We start from the raw sequence: 24,077 nt of genomic DNA on the forward strand, positions 1-24,077 counted from the left end.
CACGAAGGACGGCAATTCGACGGCAGTCTAAAAGGTCACGGTTTGCGTATTACCGCTGGTGTCGGTCACGTCGATCTCGCCCGCCAGTTGCCGCCCGTTGAGCACGAGCTGCGTAACGGTGGCTGAGGCGGCGTTCGGCACCGTCAGTGCGGCATTGACGAGTTCGCTGCGGATGAACGAGGCCGGGGGTAATTGCCCGAGTACCGCCTGCCAGTAAGGGATGCCGAGAGTCGTGTCGTACCAGCATTCACCGCGAAAGGTCTGGATCGCGCTCGCGACATCCTGCGCGACCTGATACGAGTCGCTCGCGCAGGCAATGTTGCCGGAGGCATCCAGAACAGGATCCCACCCCGTGCGATCGAGCAAAAATGTGCGCACGTCAGAGCCACCTGGTCCGGTGATCCGCGGCAAGAAACGGGGATATTTTTGTCGACGTCAAAGTCACCAGCAGGCAGCATCGTCGCCAAAGTGACAGCCTATGGAGCAACCATGGAGGGAAATGTGGAAAATTTTCAGTATCAGATGGTCCAGATACCACCCAATATCGCCGTCAATGCAAAGGCTCATCGCGGCAATGAGGCCGCCACGCACCTTCAGCAAATTGTCGACAAATATGCCGTAGACGGTTGGGAGTTCTACCGGATCGACAATTTTGGCGTCAACGTGCAGCCGGGTTGTCTCGGTGCCTTGTTCGGAGGCAAAGCGCAATCCATCGTCTATTACGTCGTTACGTTCAGACGCCGTGCTTAGGGCAAGCGAGTGGGTCATTGCCCTCTACCGGCGCCTTGCTCCCAGTCGTCTCAGGTCCGCCTGTCGTTTCGAGCCCACCTGTTCCGAATATGCGTTGCTTGCCATTCGCAGGTATGGTGCCATCCGGGGGTGGGCCAAGGCGCTTGCACGGATCTCGCGATGCCGCCCCCCCAATGGCGGCATAGACAACCCGTAAAGTCGAAAAATCGCTGCCCGGTTCAAAGTGGCGTGCTCGTCGTGCCGCCCATCGAATCGCGGTGCTCGTGACCATGCACGCTCGTCCCGGCAGCGGTCACGTCCTGATACACCGTCAGCGGCCCCGCCATCGTTGCATCGCCCCCCTCTGGCCCTTCACCTTGCGTGACCGCCCCATCGAGTTCGATGGCCGGGGCCGGATCCGTGATGCCACTGCCTGCCGTGAGACCGATGTCGTTATCCGCCTGCAGCACAATGGTAGGAGCTGCCAGCCGGATCTGCACGGGCGACACGATATCGATTCCGTCCGGTGCGAACGCCACGTACTGCTGCGGCGCTGCACCGAGCGCAAATCGTTGACCATTGCCTCGACGCAACCCGCGTTGAGCCAGCGTTGTGGTTGCTGGTAGACCATCTCCCACGGCGCGAAGTTGGTCGGCAGCATGCTGCCACGACGCACCGGCACGCGCCATCCAGCGCAGCGCGTTGAACATTCCACGCAGTTCGTATCGGCGCTGCGGCGCGTCTTCGCTCATCAAGATCAGGTATGGAGCGGCGAAGCTCCATTCTTCGTCTGAAACGTCCGTGGGGTAGGGCTTGCGTTCTGGCATCCCGCCAGGTTACCAGGTTAGACCGAAAGTACCTAGGGTCTGTTTACATTCGATGAAATGTGTTTACATCTTGTCTTTTGCGCGAGCAGGCCAAGGTGATCCGAACGTTATTGAGCGATGAAGTATGGTCACGAATCGAATCCGTCTTGCCGGGCAAGGAAGGCGATCCAGGTCGAACCGCGACCGACAATCGTTGGTTTGTCGAAGCAGTCCTCTGGATTGGCCGGACCGGTTGCCCGTGGCGCGATTTGCCAAAGGCGTTCGGCCGATGGCATACGGTGTACATGCGTTTCTCGAGGTGGCGTCGCAAGGGAGTGTGGGAACGCGTGATCCACGCCCTGGCCGACGAAACCGAGATCAGGCATGTGCTGATCGATTCGACCATTGTGCGGGCACACCAGCATTCATCTGGAGCTCGAAAAAAAACGGTCCGCAAGCACTCGGCCGCTCGCGAGGCGGACTGACCACCAAGTTGTACCTTGCCGTCGATGACGCCGGACGCCCCCTGCGGTTGATTGCCACCGAGGGACAAGTTTCCGATATTACGTGCGCGAATGAACTGGTTGAGCATTTGCGCGCCGGTGCGGTCATCGCTGACAAGGGCTACGACTCGAACGCCTTTGTGGAGCGCATCCGCGCTACGCGTGCGAAGGCTGTGATCCCATCGCGTTCGAATCGAAAGACCAAGCGCTCCTATAGCCGTGTGCTGTATCGGACCCGCAACATCGTCGAGCGCTTTTTCAGTCGTATCAAACATTTTCGTCGTGTCGCCACTCGCTACGACAAGCTGGCAGGGAACTATCTCGCCTTTGCTTCGCTTGCCTGTGCCTTTGGACCGCTCGTGAGAATGTGAACAGAACCTAACACGCTACAAGGGCTTCCCCGTTGAGCGCAAGCTCAATCGAGGTTCGCTGTTGATACATGCCGCAATGCCGCGCTAGTGCATGTGAGAAGGTGAAGGACTGCGGTTCTACAACCGGTCATGTTGGGCCAATGGCCCGGACCCTGATGAAAGACGCGCGCAGGGGCCTCATTCTCTAGCCGGGAATGGATATCCCCGCCGTGTTAGCCAGGTGCGCCCTGCGCGGGTCCAACCCGCTTCACATCACCGCTGGCAGTGCAAAGTGATCGTTTTCAGGTGCTCATGATGTCCGTGCTCAAGTCCAGGCGTCGGTTGATTGACAGGCTCGAATCGAACTCACTCTGCCGCAAGTTCGAGCTTGAAGTTCTCGCCATATTTCAATGAGGCCCACGCCAATCTCGCGTTCTTTGCGGCAATCGCGATGGCGGCCCGCCAGTAGCCGCGGCGCTCGACCAGGGTTCGGACCCACCGGCTGAAGCGGTCCTGTTTCTCGCCGAGACTGGCAATAACGGCGCGGGCGCCGTTGACCAGCAGGCCACGCAGATAGGCGTCGCCTGCCTTCGTGATACTGCCCAGCCGCGCCTTGCCGCCACTGCTGTATTGACCGGGCGTGAGTCCGATCCACGCGGCTACCTGTCGGCCGTTTCTGAAGTCGTGCCCGGCACCGATACTGGCGAGCAACGCACTGGCCGTGGTTGGGCCGATGCCGCGCAACTGCATCAGCCTCCTGCTGCGCGCATCCTCACGCGCGATCTCGCTGATCGCACGGTCGTAGTCGAGCAGGCGATCCTCGATATGGCCGGCGTGCTCAAGCAGATCGCTGATGCTACGCTTCGCCCAGCCTGGCAATGTGTCCAGATGTTCCGTGATGTACCTGCGCAACTTCTCCGGACTCTGTGGCAGCACTACACCGAATTCCGAGAGCAGGCCTCGCAACCGGTTGTAGGTCGCTGTCCTCTCTTCGACGAAGCCTTGTCGTGTCCGATGCAGGCAAAGCGTTGCCTGCTGATGTTCGTCCTTCAGCGGCACGAAACGCATGCTCGGGCGCGTCACCGCTTCGCAGATCGCAGCAGCATCCGCCGCGTCGTTCTTGCCGCGCTTGCCCGACATGCGATAAGGCGCGACAAGATCGGGCGCCATGAGCTTGACCGTATGGCCGTGCTGCTGGAACAGGCGTGCCCAGTGATGCGCACCGGAGCAGGCCTCCATGCCGATGAGGCACGCTGGCAACTGCGCAATCAACGTCGCCAGCTGATCGCGCGGAACACGTGGCTTGATGAGCATTGCTTTACCGGTTTCGTCCACGCCGTGAACGGCGAATACATTCTTGGCAAGATCGATTCCGATAGTGACAATAGGCATGGACTTCCCCTCTCGCTGGTGTCGATGAACGTTCGCAACTTCATCCTGGCACATTGATGCCGACTCGCGGCTTCCGCCGCAGCCTCGGGACGGGGAAGTCCCTTTCATTCTTTAGAAGTTGTACTGCAGGTAGAGCTGCGTAAAGTTGATGCCCGGATTCGGCGTCTTGATGTCAGCATTCGAGAGGTGCTGGAACCGGAGCCCGGCCTGATAGTTCTGATGTTCGCCGAATTGCGCGCCGACGCCAACCGCGTCGGCAAACTGGAATGCGGACGACAGCCTGCGATCGGGCGTCAGCTCCACATGCGAAAGCAGGCGCACGCCCACGCCCGCCTCGAAGTACGGGCGAATCCAGCCTGTGTCCTTGATGATGCGAAACATCGGCGTAAATCCGAACTCCCAGATCTGTGGCTGCGTGGCGGCCCGCTCGGTCAGATGCCAGTACGCGACGTGACCTTCGCCGACCACGGTGAAATGAAAACCTCCGATATGCCACCACTGCCAGCCAGGGTCCCATACGACGCCAAGGTCGAGCTTCTTGACGTCGTGGTCAGCCACGCCTGCACCAAACTGGATACCGAACTGGTCCGCATGCGCGCTTGCGGACCCGAGCGCGAGAAGCGCACTCAGCGCGCCGCCCGCGACCTGAACCTGCCAGACTGATCTTCTTGTTACCATGTATGCAAATCCGCGATACAAACGACAACGTGTCGCGAGGCTGGCACAAACCCGCCTCGGTACGGCCATCGCTCCGCGCATAGGCGGGCCGGTCCAGCACTCGTCGTCTCAGTTGCGAAACGGTCCGCTGTTGGCCGCAGCAAACGTGCCACACGGGGCCAGAAGGTACCGTTTCCGCAGAGTCGAATAAACCGTTAACGCGGTAATTCATAATTACGCAATCGACACCAGTACGACATGCGCCGCCCAGTCAATTCAGGCAAATCTGCTTGAGTTATTAATCAAACACTTCGCTTTTGGCTTTCTTGACGGCCACCAGGGCAAGCGAGTGGGTTATTGCCCTCTACAGGCGCCTTGCTCCCAGTCGTCTCAGGTCCGCCTGTCGTTTCTAGCCCACCTGTTCCGAATATGCGTTGCTTGCCATTCGCAGGTGTGGTGCCATTCGGGGGTGGGCCGGGGCGCTTGCACGGATCTCGCGATGCTGCCCCCCCAATGGCGGCATAGACAACCCGCAAAGTCGCGAATCGCTGCCCGGTTCAAAGTGGCGCGCTCGTCGTGCCGCCCATCGAATCGCGGTGCTCGTGTCCATGTACGCTGGTACCTGCCGCCCTCACGTCCTGCTGCACCGTCAAGGGGCCTGCCATCGTCGCGTCGCCCCCCCTGCGGGCCTTCACCCTGCGTGACCGCCCCGTCGAGTTCGATGGCCGGAGCCGAGGCCGTAATGCCGCTGCCCGCCGTGAGACCGATGTCGTTATCCGCCTGCAGCACGATGACCGGTGCGGCCAGCCGGATCTGCACGGGCGAGACGATGTCGATGCCGTCCGGCGCGAACGCCACGTACTGCTGCGGGGCTGCGCCTAACACGGTAGTGACGTACACCGAATCCGACAGGTCGTGGCGACGCAGGCTGCCCGGTGCCGCCGGTCCCGCGTTCGCGATCACCGACGAGCTGTCGCGGTCGCACACCGCGACGAGTCCAATGTCGCCCGCCTGCGGATCGAGGATCACCGCGTTCGCCCCACCCGCCAGCCGCAGGTACGGGATGCCGTAGATCACCCCATGCGCGATCACGTTGCCGACACCGTCGAGCTGCCCGGCGAGCGGCAGCACATCGACCGTGCCTGCGCCCTGCACTACACCGTTTTGCCTGGCCGCGACGACCTTGCCGAGATACGCGGTACGCACGCGCGTGAGCAACTGCTCGACCACGGTACGCTGGCGCGCGTACTCGCCCGCCAGCGACCACGGACGGATGCTGGTGACGGCGGCACTAGTTGGGACTGACACCGAGATACCCCACCGGAGAAAGATTCAGCGTGCTGAACCATGGACCGTCGGGCGTGAGCGTCGAGAGTTCGTGGCTCGAGCGCATCACCTGCCAGCTGCCAGAGGCCATCGGCACGATTGACCGCACGTTCGCGGTCGCACCAAAGAGGATCGCCGCATTCCATTCGCAGCCCACCTCGATTCCAGTCGGCGTGAAGGTCGGATAACCGCGCATGCCGGTCGAGGCCGACAGTGTGACGGCGGGATAATCCGGTGCGCCACCGTTGGGCCATATGTGCAGCACACCCTGGTCGAGCAGCACGAGCGTCTGCGTCGCGCCCGCCACCTTTTCGATCTGGTCCATCAGCGTGCCGGCCAGATACTGGCCCGAGATCTTCGCGGTGACGCCGTGATTCTGGAACGCGTAGCCCGCCTGTTTCGCCAGTCCCCCGATGATGCTCGCCACGTCCTGCGGGCCGGGATAGGTGTTCGGCGGCGCGGCCTGGATACGCTGCAGGAAGCCGCTCGACGCGTTGACCACGAACGACACATCAGGGCTGCCGCTGAAGTCGGTGATCGCCGAATAGATCGTGCCGACAAAAATCGTGTTCATGAGGCCATTGCCCGCGCTGTCCACCGAGCCCGCCTCGATGGTGACCTGGTCGCCGTTCACGGCGAGGCCCGTGAGGCCCCGCGTCGCCAGCGCCCCCATGTCGGCGAGCCGCATGCCGTAGATTCGCAGCGCGAGCGTCGGCAGTGCCAGGCCCCCGCCGTTGTTGGCGAGGCTGACCTGCACACGATGGCCTGCGAGGTCGAGGATCTGCGAGCCATCGGGAAACGTCGTCTTCGCCAGTGCGAAGGTCACGTCGATGCGGCGCCGGGCGAAGCCCATGTGTCACCGCCCTGCTCGCACCCGGCTGCAACGGGTCGAAACGTTGCCTGCTACGACGCCGGAAGAACGGTCCGCCCTTGCAGAAGCTGTTCATAGGCTTCCGGCTCAAGTAATGCAGAAAGCTGCAGACAAACTGGTTGCGATGGGGGTGGAGCATCTGCCGGACGCAGCTCACATGCTACATACGTGGATACACCAGATTTCAGCGTGAGCACGCGCCGCAGGAGCACGAAGCCAATACAGGGCGGCAGTTCACGTCCCTCGCGGGTCGTGGTGCCGATATCGGATGTCAGGCGAATCCACAGCTCGGGCCGGTCGCACGGCAGATCGAGCGCAATACGAAAAAAAGCGTCGAAGTCGGCATGCACCGTGCTCGCAATCTCACGCGGAGAAGCGAAGCGGTGATAGAGGTCAATCGCTGGCATCCCTTCCTCCCTGCATCTGTCCAGAACTACCGCGCCTCACGGTGTCGCCGCGACGTACAGCAGCAGCCAGCGCGAGCCGAGTCCCGTGTAGTTGGGATCATCGCTGCCCGCCGTATCGGTGAACACGCGATCCCCGGCAAAGCCCAGATACGCCTCGCGCACCAGATACACGCCTGTGCGGCACAGCACGCCCGCCATGACGAGGTTGCCCGCGACGTACAGGTCAAGATAAAGGCCCGTGCGTTTCTGGTAGAGCGCGAGGCCGCAGTTCTGCTGCGCGAGCGCCACCGACAGGCGCTGCGAGGGCACCGCCGCCAGCGGCACGGTCTGCATCTGGTCCGCCTATGCAAAGAGGCCCGAGGCGGCGGTCTCGAGCGACGCGGCCACGCCCGAAAAACCCTGCGTGAGCTGCGTCGAGATGGTCGACTCGATCTGCTGCAGGGAGGGCTGTGCATTCGCGAACATCGATGCGACGCTCGCCGACGCCTGCTGCAGCGGCGTTTGCTGGTTGGTCGGCGCGCTCGGATCCGCCGCGGTGCACACCCACCCCTGGCTCTGCGGATCCGCGCCCGAGGGCTGTGCCGTGTTCGAATACGATGCCTGCGTGCTGGTGCGGATCTCGGTGAAGTGGACCTCCGCCGTGATCAGCGACAGACCGGTCGAGGCTTTGCGCACATAGTCGACCCGGTCGATGTTGTAGTTGCGAAAAGTAACCTCAGGCGTAGAGATGCAAACGAGCGTGAGCGACGTGCGCAGCGTGTCGAGCGTCGCGAGAAACGCATCGCGCCCCATGTTGTGCCCGCCGCACGACAGGCGCAGCGTCAGCTCCTGCGGCTGCGCGACCTTGTTGTAGGAGGCGAACGAGCCTTGCTCGACCGGATAGGAGGCGACGCGCTCCTCGCCGCAATAGCTGAGGTCGACCAGCGAATCGGGCGTGATGAGCGCATTGCCCTCGTCATCGCAGATCATCCACTGCGGCGTGTCGCCCGGCAGGAATCCGAAATAGTCGAGCCCCTGCACCGCCTGAACCGTGCCGGTGAACGCGTCCACCGCGAGCGGCACGCGGGCGAGGTCCGGCACACCCGCCACGGCTGGCACATCGGGAAACGGGATCAGCGGCATCACGTCACCTTCAGCTCATGCCGTAAGCCGCGCCCGCGATCAACCCGTTCTGGCTCAGCTCGTCGCGCATATCCGCCACCACAGCATGGCCGTCGCTCGTATCCGAACCATAGACGTTCACCGTGCCGATATGGGTGTCGGTGCGGTTGTGGCTGTTGACCATCGATGCGCCCGCGCCCGCCTGATACGCGGCGGTCATCATCGGGGCGGCGGCGGGTGGTGCAGCGCTCCCTGCTGCTGCTCCGCCGGGCAGCGACGCATACAGCGCGCTCGCCGCCGCCGAGCGCTTGGCCGTTTCCTTTTCGACGTGCAGGGGCCGCTCGTACTTCGCCGACACGATCGCGCCCGCCTCGCCAGCGGATCTCGCGCCTCGCAGCGCGCGGCCTGCGGCCTGCTCACGCCCGCGCGTGAGTTCATAGTTCACGAACGCCAGCTGCTCGTCGAGCGACGAACCACGAATGTCGTGACCAAATACGCGCCTGAACCCGGCCTGGCGGTCGGCATGCCACTGGCCGATGCCATAGGCCGCGCCGTTGTCGCCCACGATGTTGGGCCGCAGCCCGCTCTCGATATTCAGGTTCGCCGCGATGCCCGCCGCCTGCTCGCGCGACCAGCCCATCTTCATGAACGCCGCGGCGGCGGACTTCGCACTGCCGGTCACGACTGATCCCGGCGCGGGTCCGGGGGCGGCACCGGATCCGGCAGGCAATTCAGCCGCACCCGCCCCGGTCGATACCGCGTTCGCCAGATCCTTCGCCGCATCGACCAGCGCCTGCGAGGCCGCCCTTGCCCCATCAAGTTGCGACTGCGCGGCCTTGTCCTGCGCCCTGGCCGCTGTCTCAAGCGGGTTCGCGCCCTTCGCGATAGCCTCGGCAATCTGCTCGTTCGTCCGCCCCTCCGATCTGGCCGTCAGCGAACGCATCAGATCCAGCGGGTTCATCTCGGCGGAGGCCGTCCACCAGTTGCCCTTGCGGATATCCTCTGCGGCCTTCCTGCGGTCCACATCCGGTAGGCCCGCCGCTTTCGCGACCTGCAGGCCGCCAACCGCCGCAAGACCGGCAATACCCAGCGTGGAAGCAAGACCGCCGCCCGCTGCACCACCGAAGCCCAGCATGGGGCCCACGCCCCCCAGTACGGTTTTCAGGCCACCGAGCGCCCCCGTGAGCTTCATGATGCCGCCCAGCGTCGAGGCTGCCATCAGCGTGCCGAAGAGGCCCGCCGTCAGGTCCGGGTGCGCCTGCATGAAGGTATTCAGGCCACCGAGCGCGGTACTGAGTCCCCCGATCGCGGGCGTCAGGTCCTGGAACAGCGTGTTCTTCACGTTGTCCCAGGTGGTGGCAAGGCGCGGCGGGTCTCGTCGGCCTGCCTGGCGCTTGCTTCGCTCACCGCCGAGTTGCGGTAGCTCTCGTCGTAGAGCGCCGAGAGCGCCCCGCGCCCCTGGCGCAGCATGTTCAGCGTCCCTTCGTCGATCCCCAGGCGCCCCGCCCACACGATCTGGTCCTGGCGGTTCGGCATCTTGCGAAAAGCCGCCGCGAGATCGAGCAGCACCTCCTTCATCGGACGCATCCTGCCCGAGGCATCGGTCACCTTCACGCCCAGGTTCTGCAGCGAGGCGACCACCGTGTTCGACACGTCGCCTGCCTTGAACGCCTCGATGCCGCCGAGGATCGACTGCACCGACCTGTCGAAGCCCACGGCAGTACCGCCCAGGGCCTGCTTCGCGCTCTGGTGCCACGCATCGAGTTCGCGCGCGGACAGGCTGAAGTCTTTCGAGGTCTGCAGGAGGCGCGACTGCCCGCCCACGACCGAGGTGAAAAAATCCTTGATGGCCAACGCGCCGAACGCGGCGGCGGTCATGCCGAGGATCTCGTTGCGCACCTTTTCGTACTGACGCTCGAGCTTCTTCGCCTCGGCCCCGGCGGCCCTGGCCGCGCGCACCTGTTCGGCGGCGGCCTTCTTCGCCGCCTTCTCGGCCTCCGACGCCGCCTTCCTCGCGGCCTTCTCCTGTTCGGCTTCGGCCTTCTGTGCGGCTCTGGCGACTGCCTGTGCGGCCTTCTCCGCACTCGCCCCCTGGTCGTTCGCGAGCGCCTTGCCCGTGGCGCTCGCCTCGTCGGCACCCGCCTTGTACGCCGAGGTGTCGAGCCCAAGCTTGACGATCAGCGTATCAATGACGGTCGGCATCGCGGGCCTTTGCGGTGTTGTGACAGTTCACGGCGTGAATCTCGATCAGGTCCCACAGGTCTTCTGTGCCATAGATGCCCTGCAGTTCGGCCAGGCTCGCCAGCCCACTCGTGACCACGAAGCCGATCGGGGGCGGCACATTCAGGTAGTCCATCCGGCGCGCGGGTTGACCATGCATCGGGCCGTCAGGAATGCCGAAGTCCAGAACCTGACGGCCACTCAAAAACCCGTGTGCAGGCGCATCACCTCGCGCCGCAGCGCCAGGCGCGTGGCGATCTCCTCGACGTCCTCGGGCACCAGCTCGCGCACGATCGCCGGATTGGCCGGATTAGGCTGGAAGCGCACGCACGCCATCGTCTCGTCGAGCAGCGGTCCCGCGTCGCTGAAATCGATGCGCATGAGCGCCGACAGGCCAATGCGCGCGAGCGCCGCCATGCCTTCGTGCTCGATGCCGGGCGGCAGATCGACACCCGCGCGCCCGATCGCCAGCAGCACGCGGATCGCCCACCGCTCGCCCGCGTCGGCGGGCATCTCGGTGAGATGAAACACCTTGCCCCTGTCGCGGCCTTCGGCCTGCACGGTATAAGCGAGGGTCTTTCTCATGCGCGCCTCTCCTAAACCTGCTCGCCTATGATTCGCTCGAAGGCGATCACATACGAGACGTACTCGAGCACGCGCTTCGCGTTGACGATCGGGTTGCCCGAACGCAGGATGCCGTTGAGCAGCGTGTACTTGCGTGAGATCGATGGCACCGCGATCGAGCCGTTCGCATAGAACACCTCGCGCGCGGTGCGCTGGTAAGTCATCCAGTTTTCGAACACCGGCATCGACGGCGAGTCGGGCATGATCGCCACCTTCAGCAGCGACGGGTTGAAGATAAAACCGCCCGACATGTGGCCGTCCACGCCCATGACGATCTCGGCCAGCTCGATCGCCTCGGCGCTGAACGCGTCGTCGGCGGCGTAGCCCTGGTTCGACTGCGGTGCGGGATAGAGGTTCGTCACCGCGAGACTGAAGGCCGGGTTGGCGGAAGTGATAGTGGACATGCTGTGTCCTCCTCTGTCGATACGCCTGCCCTGTCACCGCCGTGTCGTTACATCACGCAGATGCTCGCGAGCGTGAGCGTCTGGATGCTGCCGCCGTCGGTGTAGTACAGCGTCATCGAGGGGCTCGCGCGCGCTGCGCGGATGGCGGCGGTGGCCGGCTGGATCTGCAGATAGAAGCCCTTGGCCTCAATCGACGGCGAGGCATCGAAACCGAGTGCGTTCTGGATGGCGCTGACTTCGCTGTCCGAGAGTTCGATGCCGGTGCGGATCGCGCCGAAGTTCACGGCATTGCCGATCGGGTCCATGCAGGCCGCCTCGACCATCGCGTAGCCCGCGTCGTTGTACGGCAGCGACCCCACGTTCATGAGCAGCGTGATCATCGCGAGCTGCAGGTTCGCGTTCAGCCAGATCTGGTCGAGGAACGAATCGAGCCACGCCCACTGGCCCGAGATCGAGCCGGGGTAGGCGAAGTTGAACGATTGCGTCGCGGTGGCCCACGCGCCGAAGAAGTTGTAGCCGTTGGCCTGCAGCGCCAGTGCGTCCGAGGCGTTGGTGACGCCTGGCACGAGGCCCCCCTGGTTGCGAAACGCGAGCGTCGTGCGGCCGTTCAGGCGCGCAAAGTCGAGCGAGGCCGCGAAGCCCAGCACGAACGCGGCGTGCGTCGCATCGCCAAAGAGCGGCACCGAGCCGTCGATCGCGTCGGCCTGGAGCACCGCGCCCCAGCAGATCGTGGAGCCAGAGAATTTCGCGCCCGGATCGGAGTCGTAGCCGACGTAGCCGAAGCGGTACGACGTGCCGTTGGCCCACTGCGAGAACGCGAGCTTGTCCGCCAGCGGCGGCTCCCAGGTGGTGGCGAAGAGCGCCCAGTTCTGCGAGACGTTCGTGATGAGGTCATCGAGAAACGTGGCCGGGTCGGCGGCGTCCGCCCCCGGCGAGACCGTCGCGCCCGAGGCCGCGTCGAGCGCCAGCGCCGTGGCTGCCGGGCCAGTCGCTGCGGTGATCGTCGAGGCCGCGCCCGTCGTGGCCGAGGTAATCACGAACGCCTGGCGCTGCGCATCGAACGTCACGTCCGCGCCGAGATCCGTGGACAATGCCGCTGCCGCATCCGAAAAGCTCGTCGCGCTGGAGAGGTCCACCGTGGCGTCCAGAACCACGCCGTCGACCGTGACGCTCAGATCGCCCGCCACCGCCTGCAACTGCACGAGGGTCATCGACGCGAGCGACGCCCCGCACAGCTAGGCCGCCACCGGCACTGTGTTGTACTGCGCGAAATAGAGCGCCCCCGGGGTCTTCGTGCAGTTCGTATAGCCCGCGAAATAGATCGTCGCCATCGCGGCCTCGGTCGAGGCCGCGCCGAAGGTCGAGATCACGTCCTGCTTGTCGGCATACACCAGCGCCTGGCCGATGGGGACCGAGGTGGAGTGCGTCAGGACCAGACCGTTGAGGTTGACGGCATTGCCTGCCGCCGCGAGCACGCCCGGGTTGACCCGGACGATCTGTGAGATCGGAATCGTGTTCGGCATGGCCGCACCTCAGCGGTGAGGGTTTTCGGGAGTCCGGAGCAAAGCGCAGCGGGTCAGAGACCGATCCGTCACGCGGGCTTGTGTCGACCTCGCGTGTCGATCTCGATGAGGCCGGCCCAGGGCTGGACGGTCGTGGTTTGTGCGGTCACGGGGTGCCCCGCGTCGCCGATCTCGAGTGAGGCGGCGAAGGCCTGCGGGACCGTCACGGCGGGGTTGACCTGGAGGACGAGATCGACGCTCCAGCGCGTCTCGACCTGCTGCTCGCCATTCAGGAACGGGATCTGGCGGGCTTCACTGGCGTAGAGCGGCGCGAGATCAAGAGCACTCGAGGCGAGCGCGTCACAGGCCGTCACATCGCGCCACAGCGTGGTCACAAGCTGGGTGGCGTCGGCCCCTGCCGGACCGTGGAGGTCGAGCTGCACGGCGAGCTTCGTGGCCTGGCGCACGGCCTTCTCACAGGGCGCATCGGGCCAGCCGTCGCGCCAGGTGGTGACGTTCGTCGACAGCCGCTCGCGCAGCACCGGCGTCATCACCACGAAGTCGACCCCGACCGGTGGAGGCACGCGATTGTCCTGACCCGCGATGACCTCCGTGCCGTGCGGCAGCACCGCCAGCAAGAACGCGCGCACGGCCGCCATCGCCTGGCTTTCGCTCAGGCTCAGCAGTGGGCGCGGCATGATGAACACTCAGGCGGTCAAGGGTGGGCGTGCGATGAGGCGTGCTCAGTGGCCGGGTTCAACTGGCGCGTGACGGCACATTTGCACCAGCCATCGGTGAGCCACCAGTTCTCCAGCACGAGCGCCACGAGCCACAACGAGCCCGAATCTGATCCATCGGGCAGCGTGACGAGATCGCCGCCCTTCACCTCGGGGCGCAGCACGCCCTGCCAGTTGCCGTTCAGGTACAGCGCGCGGCGCTCGCCCTGCAGGTTCAGTCCATCGAGCTGCAACAGGTCACGCAAGGTAAGCGCCTGCACCTGGGCCAGTACCGGCACCGGCTCGGCATAGGCGGGTGTGCGTCGGCCATCCGGCGCGGTCGTGTAGCCGGTCGATGCCGCGAGCGTCACGGTCAGCCACGGATTGACCGCCGCGACGCAGGGGCCGACCACGCCGTGAAGATTCATGACTCACGCCCCGGTGCCACCGGGGTCGATGCGCCAGGTGGTGCCCCTGAGCATCGTGCCGCTGTCGACGAGCGGGTCGTCGACACCCTTCTTCGCGATGGTCGAGGGCGCGTTGGGCGGGTCCGTGAAGTTGCGGATCGACTCGATCAACTCGCCGTTGATGGCCTCGCCCATCAGGTCGAGCGCGCGGTCGGCGTCGTAGTTCACGGCCACCAGTACCTTGCCGAGATCGCCGCCCCAGTGCTAGCTTTCTTTCGCGACCATCGAGCGGAAGAACGGGCGTGGCGGGATCGTCACCGTGTAGGCCGGCACCTCGTGCGTGGTCGCAAAGTTCGACTGTTTTGCCTTTACGAAACGTCCGCCGCGCAGCAGGTCGCCCGCGCGCCCGAGGCTGCGGTACACGGTGGTCTCGTGCGCGGGCACGTTCACCGTGCCGCCGAACTCGTTCACCGTCGCCACCTCGACCACCGGCGTGTTGTCCGCTTCGGTGGCCTCGCTCATGAAGCCCACCTCGAGCGTGCCCGCTGCCGCGAGTTTCGCGGTGGCCACGCGCAGAACCGCCTCGAGCTTCGCGCCGCCGGTGATCGTCGCTGCCATGATGCGTATCTCCTGTCATCGGGTGATGAAGGGCGCGTAAGGGTCCAGATTGCGCGGCGGGGGTGCCGCGACGACGTAGCGCATGGTGCGGTACGCGGCAGTGGCAGCCCAGAACTCGGCGCCATATGGCGTCTGGTTAAACCACTGCGCACTGCCCGGCGGTACGTCCATCTGCGTGGCGACCGACACGCTGCCTTCGGTGGCGCTGATGATGCGCCCCACCAGCGGAGAAGGTCCGGGCGAGGGACCCGCTGCAGCGCCACCACCTCCGCCGGTCGTTGAGCCGCCGGACGTGGCACCTGAAGCTGTACCTTGCGGCATATTCAGGATCGCCAGGTGCGCGACAAGCAGGTTCAGGAGCGTCGCGCGGATCGCGAGGTTGCGCACGGGACTCATCGGTGTGTTGTCGCAAAAGAGCTGCGCCTCGCTGAAATACGCCTGCGCCTGCTTCGGCCTGACACTTGCCGCCAGCGACGGATAACGCGCGGCCCAGGTGCGGTACGAGAACACCACCACCCCGGTCGGCATGATCCTGCTCACTCTTTCGACAGCGGCGCGAGATCGCGGCCCGGCTTCTTCGGATCCATCGGATCGAGTCCGCTCTTGACCTCACCGCGCTCGCCCGCCTGGTCCTCGACCGATGCCTTCTGTTTGTGCGCGAAGATCAGGCCGTGCTTCACGGCGGGCAGCTCCTGGTGCTCCACCAGCCACTGCTCGAAGAACGCGCGCGGCACGTGCTCCGTGATGCCGAAGCCCGCCACCGCGCGCGGCGAGTTCGCGCCATTCAGGGTCACGCGACGGCGCACTTCGCCGTGCCGGATGATGTCCAGATGCAGGCCCTGCGGCAGGCGACAGGCCACCGTCACGGTGTCGCCGGAGGGCGCCGGTGCGACCGGGGGCGTCGCCACAGCGGGCTGCAGGACCGGCGACTCCGGGGGCATGGGGGGCGGTTCAGCTTTACCTGCAGCAGGCGTTGCCGCCTTGGCACCGGTGGTACGCGTAGCCATGTCATGCTCCTCAGACGCCGAGCATCGAGGCGATCGCGAACGGCTGGAACAGCACCGCGCCCCACGAGCCCTGCGACTTCTTCTGCTTGAAGCTGCTCGTCTCGCGCACGATGCCGTGCGCGCGCAGCTTCTCGGTGAACGCGCAGTACCCCGTCTTCTGTCCGTCGATGGCCTCGGCGATCAGTTGCAGCAGGTTGCCGCCCGCCGGGTTCTGGTACTGCACCGCCGTCTCGATCGTGAGGTTCGGGAAGTTCTTCTTCAGCAGGTCGGTGACGTTGACGTTGTACAGGTTGGTGGTCGTGAGCGCGACGCTCGACGAGGGGGCCATCGCCAGCGTCATGCGCGCATCCATTTCGATGAGCCCCCCGACTGCAGCACCAGCTCGTTAAAGAGCGTCTGGATGTCGGTGTAGATCTCGTTCGCGCTCGCGGTCACCGCGCCGTTGGTGATCCATGGTCCCGAGGCGTTGTCGTTGAACGCCTTGGCTCCTGGTGTGAGCGAGGCCGCCGGGCGCGGGTCGTTCAGGAGGCCGTAGTTCTGCAGGCCCGCCACGCCGAAGAAGTACGTGTTGTTCTGGAACTTGTCGAGCACGATGGCCGAGGCGATGTTCACGCGCGACACGTAGTCGATCTTCGCGAGCGAACTCATATCGAGCTGCCGTTCGCCCCACTGCGTCATGGTCTGGTAGTGGTACGACTGCCGCTGCGGGAATTCGGCGTTCGCGCCCACCGAGCCGTTTTCGTTGTAGTCCCCATAACTGGAGACCTCGCCGGTCGATTCGATCACCGGGAAGGTGGCGGTCAGCGTGGTCCAGTCGCCCTTCTTCGCCTCGCCGAGGATCGCGGCGGCCTTGTTGGGCGTGACCAGCACCTCGATGAAATCCGGATCGATGAAGTTGGCGAGCCACGCGGGAATGCCGGCGTTGGGCGCGGTGACGAGCGGCCCCTGGGCGTCCATGGCCATGAGCGCCGTGGTGTAGTCGAGCACCTCCGGCATGACGATGCCGAAGGTGCGCTCGAGCTGGTCGAAATCGCTATGTCGCATGGTCGCCTCGCATGATCGTCTGCGCGCGCAGCAAAAACACGAAGGCCCCAACCGGTTACCCGGTCAGGGCCTTCGAGGGGATGGGGCGTGGTTCGGTTGTCGGTGGTAGATCTGGCCGCGGCTTTATCCCAGCGGCCAGGACGAGATCTTCATGAGTTCGCCCGGGGCGGCTGCCGACATCACGAACCACTTCGTCTCGACCGCCCCGGCCACGCTCGCGCCCGCCGCACCCGGCGAGGCCGAGCCATCGGTGGTGCTCGCGAACGCCTTGTCGCCTGCCGCAGACGGCGCGCTGCCCGCGTTGCGCGCCCAGAAGTCGCCCGCGCTGTGCAGCGTCACCGGCAGTCCGGCAGGGACGAGCAGCGTCGACTCGGCGAGCCACTGCGTGATGAGCGCCTGCTGCTCGCGGTGCACGAACCCGGCAGGCACGCCCGTGCCGGTGTTGCTCACGAGGTTGTAGAAATCGGTCTCGCCGGAACTGGCGTTCTCCTCACCATTCGAGGCGGCCCAGGCGAAGCGCCCCACCGTGACGCCCTCGGGTCCGGCCACCAGCGCGCCCGGCCCCGCCAGCACCGAGGCGCGCGGATTGGCCGAGGCGAAATCGCCCTCGACCGCCGGCGAGGGCTGCACATAGACCTGCTGCTGGAATCCCATGACTGGTTACCTCCGGTCTGCCGGGCTGCGTCATCCAAGCTGTTTCACATTGGCCGCATGCGGGAAGCGCTCGGCGAAGCTCTTCATCGAGGGGGCGTCCATCGCGGGTTGGCCACGATTCAGGGCGCGATGCAGGCCGGGTTTGGGTTGCGCCTCGAGGATCGCGCGGTACGCGCTCGGGTGAATGCCATCCAGCCGCACACCGAGCGTCGTGAGGGCCGCGCGGTGGACCTCCTCGGCGCTGTCCTGCGCGAGCGCCAGATGTCCGACCCACGGCTGCACGAACGCCTCGGCATCGGCCACCGCGCGCATGCGCCGGATCGCGGCGGTCTCCGCATCCTTCGCGGCCTGCTGGGTCGCCTGCTTGACCGCCTCGCGCATGGCGGCGTCCATCGCCACGCGCGCATCGCGCCGTACCTGCGCAATTGCGGCATCCATCGCGGGACGGCTCACCGGATCGGTGTCCTTCGCAGCGGGCGAGGCTGGCACGGGCGGCGCGGGCGCACCCGCTGCACTAGGTCCGGGCGGCGGCGCGTCGAGCGCCGACACTTCGCCCTCCTGATCGCCCGCGAGCTTCAGCGCGCGCAGCTTCGGCTCGATGGCGGCCAGGTCCTCGTCGCTGAGCTTGCCGCGCAGCGCGCCGAGAATCTCGGCGATCGGGTCCGCGTCCTGGGTACTGGCTGCCGCGACCGGCACGGCGGGTGCGGCAGGCGCATCGGGCTTCGCCCCCGGCTCGCCGTTATCTCCCTCGCCCGCGTCTTCGGTGTCGAGACTGTCGAGCAGCGACACGAGGTTCTCGATGTCGGCGTCGGTGGCCAGCTTCGGCTTCAGTGCCGCGAGAATCGACGCCTTGCCCGCCGCCCAGTTCGCGCGCGTGAGAGCCGAGAGCGTCGGACCCAGACCGCTGCAGGCATCGGCAGCCAGCGCGGGGCGAAAGCCCAGCAGCGCGCCGCGCACGAGCGCGCCACGGCGCGAGAGTTTCGGACGCTCGCCGCCATGCAGGCCGGTGAGTGCTACACCGACGAGGCGCTTGCCAGCAAGCTCGGCTGGCCGATTAGCGTGACACGCGAAACATCCGCCGTGCGGAAAGAGCCGATGTCCTGCTGCGACAGATCTGGGCGCGGCATGCCGTTTATCTGCGTGCCTATGGCCGGTTCCCGGGCGCATCATTGCCGGACCGGGGCGGCGGGCTCAGGCATGAACGGGTGGAACTGGACGCGCGGCAACGGGACATTAGCGGCTATGAACAGGCATGGCGCACTTTCCGTGATCTGTGCATGCTTGCGCACCGGTCGTAAGCACAGGGACTCGAAAACACAGGTCGCGCAAAACTCAACGTCGTCTATGCTTTCATGGTCGGTTACTGGATCCGCGTGCGGGATCCAGAGGATGAGCCTGTTATGCCTTTGCATGGAGAGGCGGATGAAAACGGTATGCATCGATGTCACCCCGGCGCTTGCACGCCGGTGGCTCAAACATAATCAGGGCAACCGGCGCGTTCGTGCGAGCTGGGTGCAGACACTGAAGGCGGCGTTCGAGCGCGGCGAGTATGTAATGTCGCATCAGGGGGTTGCCTTCAGCGACACGGGCGAGCTGCTCGATGGCCAGCACCGGTTGATGGCGATTGCCGCGCAGCCCGATGAGCGGGCTTTTCCGATGCTGGTGACCCGGGGTCTGTCGCGAGATACGGTGTTTCAGGTCATGGATAGTGGCCAGCGCCGCACGCTTTCGGATCTGACGGGCCACGGCCACCAGGAGATTGAGATCGCGCGTCTGATCGCGCGGCAATTCTCCAGTGCGCCGGTGACGCCAACGTTGCTGATTCCGCTGTGCGAGCGGCTTGCGCCCTGGCTTGAACGTCTGCTCGATGGTAGTCACGCGCTGGTTCGCACCTGGAGCAGCGCGCCCATGCGCGCGGGCGCGGTACTCACGATGATGATGGGTCACGATGTCAGTTAAGTGCACGCGGTCTATCACGCCTTTGTTGTCCAGGATTTCATGGCACTGCCCGCGGCGGCGCACGCACTCATGCGCGCGCAGATGCGTGGCGTGGTGGATGCCATGCATACGGCGGAGCTGTTTCGCCGGGCACTGGTGGTGTTCAATCCGCAACTGCGTGAAGTGACGCGCCTGGCGCCGCGCGATGAGAAGGCCATGCTCGAGGCGATTGGCGGGTTCGTGCGAACACAAATTCTGGATGTGGTGCTCCCCGAAGCAACTGGGACGAGTCCGGCGAGGAAGGCGGCACCCAGTGGCGATTCGGCGAGAAAGGTGCGCTCGGGGGTATCCCGGCCGGATGCCATCAGGGCGTCATCGACCCTTCATTAAGGCCTCCATCGCCTGACGCCTGGGTTCTCGTGCACGGAGACGGCGCTCGATGGCGACGGGTGATGTTCAGCGGCCACGTGCCGGTCTGCGCGTGGTTCAGTGTCGCGAGGGTCGCACGCCAAAATGCGGCACCCCGGAGCGTGGCTCACTGGATGCGGGTTGGTCCGCCCCGTATAGCGCCGCAGCTTCGCGATCGAGCCGCCGGCTGTCCATCGTGGTCCGCCGCGACCGGGTCAATATGCGGCGTAGTCGTGTCCTGAACATTGTGTTCCTTGTATGGTGAGCCGCATCTGAAACGCCTGGCCGCCTGCTTCGGCCACAACCTTCACTGCCCTTTCGCCGTAACGCGTGAGTGCGCCGATTTCAGGCGACCCGGGCTTGCGTCATCTGGAGGGCATGCAATTCATGCGGATGTTAACGCCCAATGCCGATTTGATAATAGTTGATAAATGGTGTGGTATGAACTTGACGATGGGGAGAATCAGACATGATTAGCGCGGATCTTGGGCGGCAGTTCGAAGAGTATGGTTAAAGTTGCCCATTCCCCACAGATTGAAAACCTTCTCGAAACCCGTTCCAGCATTGGCTTTTAGAGGTGCGGGAGAGCTAAAATTGGCTTGGAGGAGGGATTTTCTTGGTGGTCGTTCAGCATTCGTCAGGTTCGGCCGCCGCGTCCCGCCCCCGTTGCCCAGTACTCCAGATCGTCGTAATACGCGGCGAGCAAGTCGATGTCGATGGGAGCCGATGCCGGGGGACGGCTTGCGGTCCGTTATGGCATTACAAACGTTTTCACGAGCGTCAACTCGCCCGGCTTACGCATCGGCACTCGAATGGTTTCGCTCTTTTCGTTCGGCGTGTTCTCGTTCGTGATGATCGTCACCTGCGCGACGGTCATATCGCTGCCGCTGTTCCCGTTACCGTAGTAATTCACATACACCAGATACGTGCCCTTCAAGGGCGCCGCCGACGAGTAAACCTCTGGCCCATAGCCAGTCGTCACATCCACGTCGAGCGCGCCGCCGTTCGGCGCGACACGGTCGCCATACCAGGTATGCACCCCGTCCGGCGACACCACGTGCAAGTCCAGATCGGTGCCGTCGGTGTCCCATGCGAGCACGACGCGCAACTTGGGCTGCGTCTTGCCGCTGTAGGCGTCGTAAAACTGCACGCGCTTGCGCGAGCCGTCCGGCGCCCGCAGTTCCACGCTGTTGCTGCCGGATGGAAACGCATAAGGCCGCGAAAACTTACCGTCTTCCTCCACGCGCTGAGGCAACGGCGTGCCGTCGACCACCAGCGTGCCCACCGTGGCGCCCTTCTTCTTCGGGGTGTTGCGGATCTGCCCTTCGATCAGCGCGAACTTCGACTGCCCTTCCGGCGTCGACACCGATACTGCCGGGTAGTGCACGTCCTGCGTATAGCGCTCGATGTCGCCGCTGGTGTTGCGCCAGCCGTTCAACGGCGCGCCGAAGTCGATGTCGCTCGCGTGCGCCACGGCCGCAGCCTGCAAGCAGGCGACGACGAGCATCATCCGGCCAGCCTTCACCCACCCCGTCATCTTGACCTTCATCGTCACTGCCCCCATCCCGCTGTCAAAGTTGCTCGCTTTTCACGAGCATCAGGTCGCCGATCTTACGCAGCGGCACAACCATCGTCTCACGCCGTTCGTCCGGCGTGTTTTCATTGAACACCAGCGTCAACGTCGCGGTAATCACGTCGCGCTCGTGCGCGGCGGCGTCGAAGTTGTAGCCGGTCGAATCGAAATTGCCCCAGTAGTTCAGAAAGAACAGCCACGTACCGTGCTCGGGCGCCGCCGACGAAAATATCTCCGGCCCCGCGCCATCCACCGAATCGACATCGAAGCCGCTACCGTCTTCGAGCGTCGGATTGGCGAAGAACGCGTGCAGACCACCTGGCGTGATTACGTGCAGATCCATCTGCGCTTTCGGATCGTCCCACGTGACGATCGCGCGCAGCCTGGCCTGCGGCTTGCTGCGGTCGGCTTCGTAGAACTGCATGCGCTGGCGCTGCTTGCCGTCGGCGGAAATCAGCTCGATGCTGTTCGAGCCCGCGCCGAATGCCCACGGACGCGCGAATGCACCTTCGTCGTCGGTATAGAGCGGTGTCGGGTTGCCGTTGACAACCAGAATGGGCGGCTTGCGCGCGTGTTTGTCGATCTGCTTCAGGCGCCCTTCGATCAGCGTGCGATAGCGTTGCGCGCCTCGGTCGACCGGCGGCCGGGGATACGCCGCGACGAACTGCTCGCCTTCATTCGTGAGTCCGCTGTGGCGCCAGCCGCCGAACGCGCCGGTGAGATCGGCGAGTGCGCCGCCACCGCCATCCGCACCGGCGGCTTGCACATTCGCCGTCATACTCGCCGCCAATACAGCCGAGGTTGCGGCAATTGCCATATGAGTTCGGACACCGCGCGCAAGAAGTGGCAAGGTAATGGCCACGCGAACTCGAACGCTATGCGCAGCAGGCGCCAAGGCAACGGCCGCAAGAACCCGAACGCGGCGTATCACAGGAAGCACGCGGAACACGGCGGAAAACGAGCGCGAGACGGTGTTCATTGGATCGGATTGTCGGTACGGATCAGCGTACGTGCGGTGCGTTCGACAAACGCTTCGTCGAGGCCGCGCGGATGATGCTGAAACGCGAGGTGAATATATTCATGCGCCAGCGCGATGCGGTCCTCTTCGGTTTGCAGGCGGTACACATACACGCGATTGCGCTGCGCATCGGCATACGGCCGCCCTTCACGCACCGCGCACACGGCCGGTAAATCAGGCGTCTCATAGCCTGCCGCGCCGTCCATGCGCCGCGCCCACAACGGCGCATTGCGCTGCAGCCATTGCTGGGCGCCGGCCACCTGGATGCAATCGCCGGACAACGGACTCTCGAACGACGTCAAGGTCCCTTGTGGCCAGGTCCGCGAGAGAATGGTGTCGAAGGTGAGGCCGGTTTGCGCAGCCGCCTTCGCGGCGAGCCAGTTCATCTGGCCCGGCGCGGCCTTGTTGTAGTGATACTGAACCGGCACGCCGGTGAGCACGAGCGCATCGGTCAGATCGGCCGCGCGGCGCGCAGCCGCGGTCGGCGCGCGCGGCAGGACGCGCTGCGTGCTGCTACTGTCGTCGATACGGAAGCAGCCGTGATCGTGATTGCTGTGCTGCACGACGTAGGAGCGCACCGCCACCGCCAACGCCTTGGCCGCTTCCGGTTGGGTCGTGTCACCTTCCCGCTCGACCACCCGCGCGACGTAGTCATTCATGCCGAAGCGGCCGACCACGTGAGGCGCACCTGCGGCGTCGCGATCGAGCCGCAGTTCGCCGCGGCTTTCCACATGCGCCCAGTTACCGTTGACAAAGCCGATTCGGAACTCGCCGCGCAGCGGACCATCCTGCACCGCAGCCGGACCTTTCTCGCCGAGCACCTGGCGAATCGGATAGCGGCTGAAGAAGTCGACCAGCACGCACGCATTGTCGTCCGGTACGGTGACTTGCGTGAGCAATGGCGCGACGCGCGGCGCGGCGTCCGCCAGCACGCGCGCACTGCCGCCGGGGCCGCCCAGCCACACCGGCGTGCCGTCGGCGAGCCAGCCTGCCGCGCCACCGATCGAAGCGCCAGGCCGGGCCGGGTCTGGCATCGTCCAGGTTTTGGCGCGCAGCAGGCTGCCGTATAGCGACACGGTGCCCTCGCCGCGCCCGCTCGTCAGCACCGACACCAGCGTGCTCGCCGCCGCTTCGCGCGGCTTTGCCGGCATGGCCTGCAAGGCCGCCAGCAAATCGGTCACGGGCACGCGTCGCGTCGGCGTCATCGCGTAAAGGTCGCGCAGCCAGGCGGGCGCATGCGCGGCGGCCCAATACTTGCGCCAGTCGGCGGGATCGAGCTGCAGGCGTGCGGGCTCGAAAAAACGTCCGCACGATTGCACCAGCGCATGTTCGCGGTCGATGTGACCGCCCGTCATACAGCAATACACCTCTTCAGGATCACCGCCGTTGCAGACGTAGTCGGGTGTGGCGATATTGCGATCGACCAGATAGCCATAGACGAAAAGCTTCCACACGCTGCCGAGCGGAGTCCCGAGTGTCGCTGGCAAGGGCTGGACGGACTGCGGCATGAAGCCGTCCGCAGTGGTTGCGGCGCCGGTGTTGAATTGCCAAAGCTGCGATTGACCGTCGCGCAACCAGGCGAAGTGCAGCATTTGCGCCGGCGATGCTGTTGAGGACAACTTTGACGACGCGATCGGTGCAGAACTTGCCGCCGCAGCCGGCGACGCAGTCGACGATGCCATCGCCGCATTCGCCGCCACGCCCGCACCGCCAAAAACACACCCCGCCCCCACGGCGAGCGCAACCCGCAGCGTAGCTGCCAGACGATCACGCGAGTGCCGAAGAGCGGAGAGCATAGCGGT

The 24,077-nt window shown here is 65.0% G+C and carries 31 protein-coding genes and 2 pseudogenes; 4 read left to right on the plus strand and 29 right to left on the minus strand.

Annotation, left to right across the window (positions count from 1 at the left end; translation table 11 throughout):
* Positions 1-27: 27 nt before the first annotated feature.
* Together L0U80_RS28175 and L0U80_RS28180 are read right to left on the minus strand one after the other, a co-directional pair.
* The gene (locus L0U80_RS28175; RefSeq protein ID WP_233874002.1) at positions 28-378 is read right to left on the minus strand and encodes a hypothetical protein; all 351 of its coding nucleotides are present in this window, start codon (positions 376-378) and stop codon (positions 28-30) included.
* Between the two features lie 63 nt (positions 379-441).
* The gene (locus tag L0U80_RS28180; protein WP_233874832.1) at positions 442-768 is read right to left on the minus strand and encodes a hypothetical protein; all 327 of its coding nucleotides are present in this window, start codon (positions 766-768) and stop codon (positions 442-444) included.
* On the opposite strand from L0U80_RS28180, the gene yidD reads away from it, so the two are divergent.
* The gene (gene yidD, locus L0U80_RS28185; RefSeq protein WP_233874004.1) at positions 743-946 is read left to right on the plus strand and encodes a membrane protein insertion efficiency factor YidD; all 204 of its coding nucleotides are present in this window, start codon (positions 743-745) and stop codon (positions 944-946) included. The genes L0U80_RS28180 and yidD overlap by 26 nt on opposite strands.
* A 333-nt stretch (positions 947-1,279) precedes the next feature.
* Here the strand turns inward: yidD and L0U80_RS28190 are convergent.
* A pseudogene (locus L0U80_RS28190) lies at positions 1,280-1,556 on the minus strand (transposase); the annotation flags it as partial.
* 95 nt (positions 1,557-1,651) lie between these two features.
* Between L0U80_RS28190 and L0U80_RS28195 the strand changes: the two are divergent.
* Positions 1,652-2,409 (plus strand): IS5 family transposase gene (locus L0U80_RS28195; protein ID WP_233874007.1). Its coding sequence is split into 2 segments (ribosomal slippage): positions 1,652-1,973 and positions 1,973-2,409, totalling 759 coding nucleotides; the frame shifts between segments, so codons are not numbered across the junction.
* A 345-nt stretch (positions 2,410-2,754) separates the two neighbouring features.
* Here the strand turns inward: L0U80_RS28195 and L0U80_RS28200 are convergent.
* The 23 genes and pseudogenes from L0U80_RS28200 to L0U80_RS28315 form a co-directional block, all read right to left on the minus strand.
* Positions 2,755-3,780, minus strand: coding sequence for an IS110 family RNA-guided transposase (locus L0U80_RS28200; RefSeq protein WP_233874010.1), 1,026 nt, complete (start codon positions 3,778-3,780; stop codon positions 2,755-2,757).
* 111 nt (positions 3,781-3,891) lie between these two features.
* Positions 3,892-4,458, minus strand: coding sequence for an acyloxyacyl hydrolase (locus L0U80_RS28205; RefSeq protein ID WP_233874012.1), 567 nt, complete (start codon positions 4,456-4,458; stop codon positions 3,892-3,894).
* A gap of 369 nt (positions 4,459-4,827) precedes the next feature.
* Positions 4,828-5,745, minus strand: coding sequence for a hypothetical protein (locus tag L0U80_RS31955; RefSeq protein WP_444544286.1), 918 nt, complete (start codon positions 5,743-5,745; stop codon positions 4,828-4,830).
* Entirely contained in the window at positions 5,729-6,616 is an 888-nt protein-coding gene (locus L0U80_RS28220; protein ID WP_233874021.1) for a baseplate hub protein, read from the minus strand. Before L0U80_RS28220 ends, L0U80_RS31955 begins: the two co-directional genes overlap by 17 nt.
* A 50-nt stretch (positions 6,617-6,666) precedes the next feature.
* Positions 6,667-7,041 carry a hypothetical protein gene (locus L0U80_RS28225; protein WP_233874024.1) on the minus strand — a complete coding sequence of 125 codons (375 nt, stop codon included), beginning with the start codon at positions 7,039-7,041 and terminating at the stop codon, positions 6,667-6,669.
* A gap of 36 nt (positions 7,042-7,077) precedes the next feature.
* Complete coding sequence (locus tag L0U80_RS28230; RefSeq protein WP_233874027.1) at positions 7,078-7,374, minus strand: phage baseplate plug family protein; 297 nt, start codon at positions 7,372-7,374, stop codon at positions 7,078-7,080.
* 9 nt (positions 7,375-7,383) lie between these two features.
* On the minus strand, positions 7,384-8,163 hold the full coding sequence (locus L0U80_RS28235; RefSeq protein ID WP_233874030.1) for a phage baseplate protein: 780 nt from the start codon (positions 8,161-8,163) through the stop codon (positions 7,384-7,386).
* Positions 8,164-8,173: 10 nt separating this feature from the next.
* Positions 8,174-9,484, minus strand: coding sequence for a phage tail tip lysozyme (locus tag L0U80_RS28240; protein ID WP_233874033.1), 1,311 nt, complete (start codon positions 9,482-9,484; stop codon positions 8,174-8,176).
* Positions 9,481-10,344, minus strand: a complete 864-nt coding sequence (locus L0U80_RS28245) for a hypothetical protein (protein WP_233874036.1) — start codon at positions 10,342-10,344, stop codon at positions 9,481-9,483. The genes L0U80_RS28240 and L0U80_RS28245 overlap by 4 nt, the downstream gene beginning before the upstream one ends.
* Positions 10,328-10,567, minus strand: coding sequence for a hypothetical protein (locus L0U80_RS28250; RefSeq protein WP_233874039.1), 240 nt, complete (start codon positions 10,565-10,567; stop codon positions 10,328-10,330). The genes L0U80_RS28245 and L0U80_RS28250 overlap by 17 nt, the downstream gene beginning before the upstream one ends.
* Positions 10,564-10,947, minus strand: coding sequence for a hypothetical protein (locus L0U80_RS28255; RefSeq protein ID WP_233874041.1), 384 nt, complete (start codon positions 10,945-10,947; stop codon positions 10,564-10,566). Before L0U80_RS28255 ends, L0U80_RS28250 begins: the two co-directional genes overlap by 4 nt.
* Before the next feature lie 11 nt (positions 10,948-10,958).
* Entirely contained in the window at positions 10,959-11,390 is a 432-nt protein-coding gene (locus tag L0U80_RS28260) for a phage tail fiber protein (protein ID WP_233874044.1), read from the minus strand.
* A 47-nt stretch (positions 11,391-11,437) separates the two neighbouring features.
* Positions 11,438-12,625 (minus strand): DUF3383 family protein, encoded by a 1,188-nt coding sequence (locus tag L0U80_RS28265; RefSeq protein ID WP_505880164.1) that lies wholly within the window; start codon positions 12,623-12,625, stop codon positions 11,438-11,440.
* Positions 12,626-12,913, minus strand: coding sequence for a DUF3383 family protein (locus L0U80_RS31985; RefSeq protein ID WP_505880163.1), 288 nt, complete (start codon positions 12,911-12,913; stop codon positions 12,626-12,628).
* A 68-nt stretch (positions 12,914-12,981) separates the two neighbouring features.
* Positions 12,982-13,590, minus strand: a complete 609-nt coding sequence (locus L0U80_RS28270; RefSeq protein ID WP_444544289.1) for a phage neck terminator protein — start codon at positions 13,588-13,590, stop codon at positions 12,982-12,984.
* A 17-nt stretch (positions 13,591-13,607) separates the two neighbouring features.
* Positions 13,608-14,036 (minus strand): hypothetical protein, encoded by a 429-nt coding sequence (locus tag L0U80_RS28275; RefSeq protein WP_233874047.1) that lies wholly within the window; start codon positions 14,034-14,036, stop codon positions 13,608-13,610.
* A 3-nt stretch (positions 14,037-14,039) separates the two neighbouring features.
* Positions 14,040-14,243 carry a hypothetical protein gene (locus tag L0U80_RS28280; protein WP_233874049.1) on the minus strand — a complete coding sequence of 68 codons (204 nt, stop codon included), beginning with the start codon at positions 14,241-14,243 and terminating at the stop codon, positions 14,040-14,042.
* Between the two features lie 36 nt (positions 14,244-14,279).
* The gene (locus L0U80_RS28285) at positions 14,280-14,633 is read right to left on the minus strand and encodes a hypothetical protein (protein WP_233874052.1); all 354 of its coding nucleotides are present in this window, start codon (positions 14,631-14,633) and stop codon (positions 14,280-14,282) included.
* Positions 14,634-14,648: 15 nt separating this feature from the next.
* Positions 14,649-15,161, minus strand: coding sequence for a DUF4054 domain-containing protein (locus L0U80_RS28290; protein WP_233874054.1), 513 nt, complete (start codon positions 15,159-15,161; stop codon positions 14,649-14,651).
* 8 nt (positions 15,162-15,169) lie between these two features.
* Positions 15,170-15,640 carry a hypothetical protein gene (locus tag L0U80_RS28295; protein ID WP_233874057.1) on the minus strand — a complete coding sequence of 157 codons (471 nt, stop codon included), beginning with the start codon at positions 15,638-15,640 and terminating at the stop codon, positions 15,170-15,172.
* Positions 15,641-15,650: 10 nt separating this feature from the next.
* Positions 15,651-16,684 (minus strand): annotated as a pseudogene (locus L0U80_RS28305) (major capsid family protein).
* Positions 16,685-16,807: 123 nt separating this feature from the next.
* Positions 16,808-17,338, minus strand: a complete 531-nt coding sequence (locus L0U80_RS28310) for a structural cement protein Gp24 (protein WP_233874066.1) — start codon at positions 17,336-17,338, stop codon at positions 16,808-16,810.
* A 30-nt stretch (positions 17,339-17,368) separates the two neighbouring features.
* Entirely contained in the window at positions 17,369-18,508 is a 1,140-nt protein-coding gene (locus tag L0U80_RS28315) for a hypothetical protein (protein WP_233874069.1), read from the minus strand.
* 252 nt (positions 18,509-18,760) lie between these two features.
* Between L0U80_RS28315 and L0U80_RS28320 the strand changes: the two genes are divergently transcribed.
* Together L0U80_RS28320 and L0U80_RS28325 are read left to right on the plus strand one after the other, a co-directional pair.
* A complete protein-coding gene (locus L0U80_RS28320; RefSeq protein WP_233874072.1) occupies positions 18,761-19,297 on the plus strand; it encodes a hypothetical protein in 537 nt (178 codons plus the stop codon).
* On the plus strand, positions 19,298-19,666 hold the full coding sequence (locus tag L0U80_RS28325; RefSeq protein WP_233874074.1) for a hypothetical protein: 369 nt from the start codon (positions 19,298-19,300) through the stop codon (positions 19,664-19,666).
* 769 nt (positions 19,667-20,435) lie between these two features.
* On the opposite strand, the gene L0U80_RS28330 is transcribed toward L0U80_RS28325, so the two are convergent.
* The 3 genes from L0U80_RS28330 to L0U80_RS28340 form a co-directional block, all read right to left on the minus strand.
* Complete coding sequence (locus L0U80_RS28330; protein WP_233874077.1) at positions 20,436-21,233, minus strand: YfaP family protein; 798 nt, start codon at positions 21,231-21,233, stop codon at positions 20,436-20,438.
* 22 nt (positions 21,234-21,255) lie between these two features.
* The gene (locus tag L0U80_RS28335; protein ID WP_373322325.1) at positions 21,256-22,074 is read right to left on the minus strand and encodes a YfaP family protein; all 819 of its coding nucleotides are present in this window, start codon (positions 22,072-22,074) and stop codon (positions 21,256-21,258) included.
* A gap of 158 nt (positions 22,075-22,232) precedes the next feature.
* Positions 22,233-24,071, minus strand: a complete 1,839-nt coding sequence (locus tag L0U80_RS28340) for a DUF2300 domain-containing protein (protein ID WP_233874080.1) — start codon at positions 24,069-24,071, stop codon at positions 22,233-22,235.
* Between the last annotated feature and the right edge of the window lie 6 nt (positions 24,072-24,077).

The sequence above is a fragment of the Paraburkholderia adhaesiva genome (genome assembly GCF_021390575.1).
Taxonomy (GTDB): Bacteria; Pseudomonadota; Gammaproteobacteria; order Burkholderiales; family Burkholderiaceae; genus Paraburkholderia; species Paraburkholderia adhaesiva.

Bases quoted from the DNA above. Each gene is read 5' to 3' on its own strand.
- L0U80_RS28315 (WP_233874069.1), bottom strand. From the start codon at position 18,508: ATGATGCGCCCGGGAACCGGCCATAGGCACGCAGATAAACGGCATGCC.
- L0U80_RS28225 (WP_233874024.1), bottom strand. From the start codon at position 7,041: ATGCCAGCGATTGACCTCTATCACCGCTTCGCTTCTCCGCGTGAGATT.
- L0U80_RS28205 (WP_233874012.1), bottom strand. From the start codon at position 4,458: ATGGTAACAAGAAGATCAGTCTGGCAGGTTCAGGTCGCGGGCGGCGCG.
- L0U80_RS28180 (WP_233874832.1), bottom strand. From the start codon at position 768: ATGACCCACTCGCTTGCCCTAAGCACGGCGTCTGAACGTAACGACGTA.
- L0U80_RS28285 (WP_233874052.1), bottom strand. From the start codon at position 14,633: ATGGCAGCGACGATCACCGGCGGCGCGAAGCTCGAGGCGGTTCTGCGC.
- L0U80_RS28330 (WP_233874077.1), bottom strand. From the start codon at position 21,233: ATGAAGGTCAAGATGACGGGGTGGGTGAAGGCTGGCCGGATGATGCTC.
- L0U80_RS28270 (WP_444544289.1), bottom strand. From the start codon at position 13,590: ATGCCGCGCCCACTGCTGAGCCTGAGCGAAAGCCAGGCGATGGCGGCC.
- L0U80_RS28310 (WP_233874066.1), bottom strand. From the start codon at position 17,338: ATGGGATTCCAGCAGCAGGTCTATGTGCAGCCCTCGCCGGCGGTCGAG.
- L0U80_RS28275 (WP_233874047.1), bottom strand. From the start codon at position 14,036: ATGAATCTTCACGGCGTGGTCGGCCCCTGCGTCGCGGCGGTCAATCCG.
- L0U80_RS31985 (WP_505880163.1), bottom strand. From the start codon at position 12,913: ATGCCGAACACGATTCCGATCTCACAGATCGTCCGGGTCAACCCGGGC.
- L0U80_RS28335 (WP_373322325.1), bottom strand. From the start codon at position 22,074: ATGGCAATTGCCGCAACCTCGGCTGTATTGGCGGCGAGTATGACGGCG.
- L0U80_RS28340 (WP_233874080.1), bottom strand. From the start codon at position 24,071: ATGCTCTCCGCTCTTCGGCACTCGCGTGATCGTCTGGCAGCTACGCTG.
- L0U80_RS28255 (WP_233874041.1), bottom strand. From the start codon at position 10,947: ATGAGAAAGACCCTCGCTTATACCGTGCAGGCCGAAGGCCGCGACAGG.
- L0U80_RS28320 (WP_233874072.1), top strand. From the start codon at position 18,761: ATGAAAACGGTATGCATCGATGTCACCCCGGCGCTTGCACGCCGGTGG.
- L0U80_RS28245 (WP_233874036.1), bottom strand. From the start codon at position 10,344: ATGCCGACCGTCATTGATACGCTGATCGTCAAGCTTGGGCTCGACACC.
- L0U80_RS28235 (WP_233874030.1), bottom strand. From the start codon at position 8,163: ATGCCGCTGATCCCGTTTCCCGATGTGCCAGCCGTGGCGGGTGTGCCG.
- L0U80_RS28260 (WP_233874044.1), bottom strand. From the start codon at position 11,390: ATGTCCACTATCACTTCCGCCAACCCGGCCTTCAGTCTCGCGGTGACG.
- L0U80_RS28295 (WP_233874057.1), bottom strand. From the start codon at position 15,640: ATGGCTACGCGTACCACCGGTGCCAAGGCGGCAACGCCTGCTGCAGGT.
- L0U80_RS28290 (WP_233874054.1), bottom strand. From the start codon at position 15,161: ATGCCGACCGGGGTGGTGGTGTTCTCGTACCGCACCTGGGCCGCGCGT.
- L0U80_RS28230 (WP_233874027.1), bottom strand. From the start codon at position 7,374: ATGCAGACCGTGCCGCTGGCGGCGGTGCCCTCGCAGCGCCTGTCGGTG.
- L0U80_RS28220 (WP_233874021.1), bottom strand. From the start codon at position 6,616: ATGGGCTTCGCCCGGCGCCGCATCGACGTGACCTTCGCACTGGCGAAG.
- L0U80_RS28200 (WP_233874010.1), bottom strand. From the start codon at position 3,780: ATGCCTATTGTCACTATCGGAATCGATCTTGCCAAGAATGTATTCGCC.